Below are 6,187 nucleotides of genomic sequence, written 5' to 3'. Positions count from 1 at the left end.
TTTCCTCCTCTTCCTGATATCATTCCTGATTTTTGGCAAGATTCAAGCCCAAGAAGTGCTATACCTCGACAAAGACCAAGCTGCCGGAATTGGTTCTATTCAGCAATTTGATTGGATAGCGGGTTATTGGTCGGGAACAGGCTTGGGCGGGGAATGCGACGAGCTTTGGCTGCCTGCTTTGGACAACAGCATGGTGGGAACTTTCAGGTTCATGATGAATGGCAGCCTGATATTCTCTGAATACATGAACATGGTCGAAGAAGACGGCAAGCTTTTCCTGAAACTCAAACACTTCAACAGGGACCTGAGCGCTTGGGAAGAAAAGGAAGAATGGACGATTTTTAAGTTTATCAAATCCGAAGCCCAAACAGCGTATTTCAGCGGGATAACTTTTCACCGAGATGGGGATGAACTGATCCTCAAACTCTCCCTGACCAATGATGGGATAAAAAGCATTGAGGAATTCAGGTATAAAAAAAGGGAACTTTAATGGGAGAAACTAAACCGTTAAATATTTTTTCCACAGGTATAGGAATTTTATTGACCAATTATTTATATTTCCAAAAAATCATTAGTTACGATACTTTATGTGGAAAATCCATCACCCGATTTCCTTATTTTTATTGTTTTTTCATTTTAGCTTTTCTTTTGCCCAGGTAAAAACCACGCCTGTCCCTGAATGGGTAAAACCTCATCCGGGAATTGAAAAAGCATCTCCCAAGCCGACTGAAGGAGGCTTCACCTACCTGTTGTTTGAAAGGCAGTACCATATTCCGCAGAAAACATCTTTTTCCCATTACAAAATTCAGGTGCTGACCGTGGATGGCATTCAGGAGAATTCTGACATCAGCATCAATTATGATCCCACTTACCAAACCCTCTTCATCCATGAAATCACCATATGGAGAGAGGGCAAAGCCATAAACAAACTTAACCTAGACGAAGTCAAAACCATTCAAAGGGAGTCCGGTGCAAACCAGTATATTTATGATGGTTCCTTGTCAGCCCTTATTCACCTTTCTGATGTACAAAAGCAGGATATCATCGAATACAGTTATTCCATTAAGGGATTTAACCCGGTCAACAAGGATTTTTTCTCTACTGACCTATACCATCAGCTCTATTTTCCTGTTCAAAAATTTCACTATAGGATTATCACCGCAGCAGATACAGACCTCCATTTCAAAAATATCGAACATCAATACAGCCCGACCATCGAACAGGCCCCCGGTCAAAAAATCTACAGTTGGGAAAATGAAGCTTTGAGCCCAAAGTTATTCGACATCAACGTACCCAATTGGCTTGCCAATTATCCGATGACTTCTGTCTCTAATTTTTCAGGATGGGAGGAAGTGGTTTCATGGGCATTGCCATTGTATCAATATGATGCCCGAGAGATCAGCCCAATCTCCAAAAGCGTCAACAAAAAGGCTTTGACTGAAGAAAAAATCCCTGAGTTGATCCGCATGGTCCAAGATGACATCAGGTATTTAGGCCTAGAGTCAGGGATGAGTGCCTACCGGCCCAACTCCCCAAAAAAGGTTTATGACCAAAAATTCGGAGACTGCAAGGACAAATCGCTTCTATTGGTGGCCCTGCTGCGGGAAGAAGGCGTAAAAGCCTATCCACTTTTGGTAAATACTGAATGGAAAAGCGAAACAAAAGCTTTGCAGCCGAGTCAAAGTGCCTTCGACCATTGTGTGGTGACCTATGAATGGGAAGGAAAAAATTATTTTGTTGATCCCACCATTTCAGATCAGGGAGGATCTTTTGAAGACTCCTTTTTTCCGGATTATGGTGTGGGCTTGGTCATCAAAGAAGGTGTCAAAGACCTGATTGAAATTCCCCAAGGAAAAGTTCCTTATACCAAAATCAATGAACTGATTACAGTAAATGATTTTTCGGGAAATGCCGAATTTATCGTCCGCTCTGAGATGTATGGCAGAAAAGCCGATGAAACAAGGGCCTATTTTGCAAACAAGCCAAAAGAGGAAATCACGCAGGAGTACTTGAACTACTATGCCAACCTGTACCCGGGAATCTCCTCCACGGCGGTAGTTAAGTTGATGGATTATAACCGAAACGGTGAAAACCTGCTGACTGTGGAAGAGTATTACCAAATTCCGGATTTCTGGCAAAACGCAGATGACAGCAGCTATGTGTATGGGCAGATTTATCCGATTGTCCTGGAGTCCCTGCTCGAACTTCCAAAGTCCGCCAATAGGACGATGCCATATTTTGTGGGTGATCCCGAGGAGTTTTACCAAACCACCCAAGTAGTTCTCCCAGAAAACTGGAATATTACCCCCTATCAAAATTCCATTGATGCCGGCGCATTCACATACGACAATAAAATCTTTGGCTCCGGTAATACCGTAGTGGTGGAACATTCCCTGAAGCGCCTAAAAAATACCATACCTGCTATTGAAGTGGCTGAATTGTTGAAAAAGAAAGAGGAGGTCATGAAGGAACTTTCCTTCTATGTGACACATACCGGTCAGAAAAAGGGTTCCTCAAATCTCGGGCAACTTTCTATTTTACTTGCCCTGATCGTTATTGGCTTTGGGATTTATTTTGGAATAAAACTTTATAAAAATTACGATCCGGTTCCATGGGAATTTGCAGAAAACAAAGCCATCGGCGGATGGCTTGTCTTTCCTACGATCGGGTTGTTGGCTACCCCTGTTTATCTTTTGATCACTATTTTTGAAATTGAGTATTTCAGCGAGCAGACTTGGGTCAATGTCAACACCCATGGCATGGGTTTAAGGTTATTGTTTGTGACTGAAATGGTTTATAATTTCTGTTTTCTCGCTTTCACCCTGATCTTGATTGCGTTGTTTTTGAGAAGAAGAACAAGTGTTCCAAAGTTGATGGTCGTGTTTTACAGTATCAGCATCAGCGTGGTCATATTGGATAATTTTGCTGCATATTTCCTAAATCCTGATTATGAAGTTGAGACAAGGGAAATCATACGAGCTACGGCTGCAGCAGCTATTTGGATCCCTTATTTCATAAAATCAGAAAGGGTAAAATCAACTTTCTGCAAAACCTTTAGGCCAAGAGATTAATACCTGAGTCTCACCACCACCGGTTTGTGGTCAGAATATTCCACACCCAATACTTCCACAGATATAATCTCCCAATCTGTACCTTTCCCCAACCAAAAATAATCAATGCGTATTTTTGGCTCTTTGGAGGAATAGGTGTTTTGGGGATTGCCATATTCCAAGGCTGCGTCCAAAAATCCTTTTGAGAGCAAAGAGTATCCATTTTCCTCAGAAGTGAAATTGAAATCCCCGGTCAACACTGAAAGGCCATCAAATTCTGAAAGTACTTTTTGGATCGCAACCACCTGCGCAGTCCTGTTCTCCGCGTACTCATGACAGAGATGCGTCCCTGCAAATACTATCGATTCCCCATTTCCCAGATCCACCTTGGCCACAGCCAGACTCCTACCCTCCCCTCCTTTTGGAGTCGGCAAAGAATAGGTATGAAAAGTGGCAGGCAATCTGCTCAAAATACCTTCCCCATATCCTCCTTCCGAAAAATCAATCGCCTTGGCAAAAAAGGATTTCATTCCGGTCAATTTTCCTAATTCCAACATCAAATCCTGCTTCCCTTCCCGATTTACAGCTTTACTTCGAAGGGTCATGCTATCCACTTCTTGGAGGGCGATGAGATCAGGTTTGATTTGATTGATCAGGTCGGCGATTTCCTTGATATTGCTTTTACCTGGATAATATGGATCTTCACCATGGTAAATGTTATAAGTCATCAGGGTGAGAACCCTGTCTTGGGATTTTGCTTTCATAGGAAATAATATCCAGTTACACAGCAGGATGACAAAAAAGCAGGAAGTGATTTTCATTGTTTCGACACAATTTGTTGGAGGGCCTTTTTCATTTCCTCTAATTTGGCTTGGTTCATGTCAGCCATGTTTACCTGTTCAGAAGGATCATTTTTGATATCGTAGAGTTGCTCGGATTTTGAAAATCCGGTTTCAATTTCAGGACCCCATTGAATCATAGCAGGACCATTGCTTGGGGAAATGTACTTGAAACCATCTGAAGATACATAAGAGAGCACGTTTTGTACAGCTTCCTGTACCAATCCCGTCCTCCCGCTTTTAGATTTTCCGGTCAAAGCCTCCCAATGGTTTTGGGAATCTATGGCCTGCTCCTTGTTGAAATCTATTTTCAAGTAAGCCGAGAAGGATGCCAAAAAATCTACTTGGGAAAATAATACATCTGTCTCTCCTTTTTTTATTCCAGCAGGCCAGTTGACTATCAGGGGCACACGCGTTCCCGCTTCAAAAGCACTGTATTTCCCTCCCCTAAGGTTCCGTGAAGGCTTGTGGTCACCAATGAGTTCCTTGGCTTGGTCGACATATCCATCATCGAGAACAGGGCCATTGTCTGAGCTGAAAAGGATCATGGTATTGTCTCTTATCCCAAGTTCTTCCAGTTTTTTAAGAAGCTCTCCGACTGTCCAGTCTAATTGCAGGAGGACATCACCCCTAGGTCCAAATCCGGATTTTCCTTGGAACCTTTCATTGGCAATTCTTGGCACATGGATGTCATGGGTAGAGAAAAACAAAAAGAAAGGCTTTTCCTGATTTTCGGAAAGGAAGGTTTTTGCTTTGTCGACCAGCTGATCGGCAATATCCTCATCCCGCCATAAGGCTGCCGTCCCTCCTTCCATATACCCTATCCTGCTGATGCCGTTGACGATGGTTTGGTCATGACCATGGGACCACATGGTAGTCAGAAGTTCAGGATTGTCTTTTCCGGTAGGCCAGTCTCCGACCTTTTCCTTATAACTCACTTTGATCGGATCATTCGGATCGAGATTGACTACTCGGTGATTTTCTACAAAAACGGTTGGAACCCTATCCCCTGTCGCGGGGATCAAAAAAGAGTAGTCAAAGCCTATCTCAAGGGGCCCGGGGCTGATTTTTCCATTCCAATCAGGTCCCTTTTCATCTCCCAAACCCAAATGCCATTTGCCTATCACCCCTGTTTGGTAACCTGCTTTTTTGAAAACCGCAGGCAGTGTCTCCGTTCCCGGCTTGATCAAGGCCTGCGCATCACCAGGCGCCACACCACGGCCTTTTGCCCTCCAGGCATATTCACCTGTCAAAAAGGAATACCGTGAAGGAGTACAAGTTGCGGCAGTCGCATAAGCATTGGAAAATTTCAATCCTGTCTCAGCCAATACATCAATATTGGGAGTGGGAATCAAGCCTCCATAGATACCAATATCTCCATATCCGACATCATCGGTGTAAATGATGAGTACATTTGGTTTTTCGACGGCGGTTTGATTCTGCTTTTGATTGCAGGAGAACACCAAAATCAATACTAAAAAACAGAGGATTGAAGTTTTCAGTCGCATTTTTTTGCGGGTTTAAAGTTTTGTTTTATTTAAGAATAAAATGGTCCTCAGCTTTAAGACCACTAAACTTATAAGCAATGGATTGATTTTTTTCCATATGGCAAAAGGAGTGAAAACAAGTGCCTCACTCCTACCCAATGGCTATTATTAAGTTAATCGGAAATGCCACAAAAAAACCTTGGTGAAAACATCACCAAGGTTTTTATGGAAAAAAGATGGCTTACCAAGTCGTTGATTTTAATTTGGGAAATGCCCTTATAATATCACTCAAACTGATTTGACCGACCAATTTTCCATCCTTCATGACAGGAAACCTCCTGATTTTATTATCCAGAAATTTTTGTGCTGCATCAAATAGGGAGAGGTCGGGAGAAAGTGTCATCACATCCTTCGTCATATGCTCGGACACCGTTCCGGGAAATGTGGGGGTATTGGAATATTTACCTTTGATGATTTCCTTCAAACAGTCCACCTCTGATATAATCCCGGCGAGGTTGCCATTGGAATCCAGAACCGGAGCGCCGGAGATTTTCTTCTTGGTAAGCATCTCCAGTACGTGGTCTATCGAATCTCCGGGCCGGAAGGTGATCAAATTGGTACTCATATGGTCTCGGACCAGGATGGGTGCTGCTGCTTTTTTGGGTTCTACCACCCTCACGCCTTGAAAACTTTTTACCATAGTTGTATCGGTTATTTTGAGCTTAATAATTTAAGGAATTAAAACTCCAAAACAAATTAGATAGATATAAAAAATTCAAATTCAATATTTTATTACATAATTAAATACATT

General features: G+C 42.5%; 5 protein-coding genes. 2 read left to right on the top strand and 3 right to left on the bottom strand.

Going from position 1 to position 6,187, the window contains the following annotated elements; genetic code table 11:
* Positions 1-490 (top strand): DUF6265 family protein (locus tag ACZFYI_RS14015; protein ID WP_462524753.1); only part of this gene is annotated, 490 nt, incomplete at its 5' end.
* A gap of 97 nt (positions 491-587) precedes the next feature.
* Positions 588-3,071, top strand: a complete 2,484-nt coding sequence (locus ACZFYI_RS14010; protein WP_462524752.1) for a DUF3857 domain-containing protein — start codon at positions 588-590, stop codon at positions 3,069-3,071.
* Here the strand turns inward: ACZFYI_RS14010 and ACZFYI_RS14005 are convergent.
* From ACZFYI_RS14005 to ACZFYI_RS13995, 3 genes are all read right to left on the bottom strand, one after another.
* Positions 3,068-3,871, bottom strand: coding sequence for an endonuclease/exonuclease/phosphatase family protein (locus ACZFYI_RS14005; protein ID WP_462524751.1), 804 nt, complete (start codon positions 3,869-3,871; stop codon positions 3,068-3,070). The genes ACZFYI_RS14010 and ACZFYI_RS14005 overlap by 4 nt on opposite strands.
* Positions 3,868-5,397: a sulfatase-like hydrolase/transferase gene (locus ACZFYI_RS14000; RefSeq protein ID WP_462524750.1), complete on the bottom strand. Its 1,530-nt coding sequence runs from the start codon at positions 5,395-5,397 to the stop codon at positions 3,868-3,870. The genes ACZFYI_RS14005 and ACZFYI_RS14000 overlap by 4 nt, the downstream gene beginning before the upstream one ends.
* Positions 5,398-5,617: 220 nt before the next feature.
* Positions 5,618-6,076 carry a CBS domain-containing protein gene (locus tag ACZFYI_RS13995; protein WP_462524749.1) on the bottom strand — a complete coding sequence of 153 codons (459 nt, stop codon included), beginning with the start codon at positions 6,074-6,076 and terminating at the stop codon, positions 5,618-5,620.
* Positions 6,077-6,187: the final 111 nt, after the last annotated feature.

The sequence above is a fragment of the Aquiflexum sp. genome (assembly GCF_977115555.1).
This window is presented reverse-complemented; position numbering and strand designations above follow the sequence as displayed.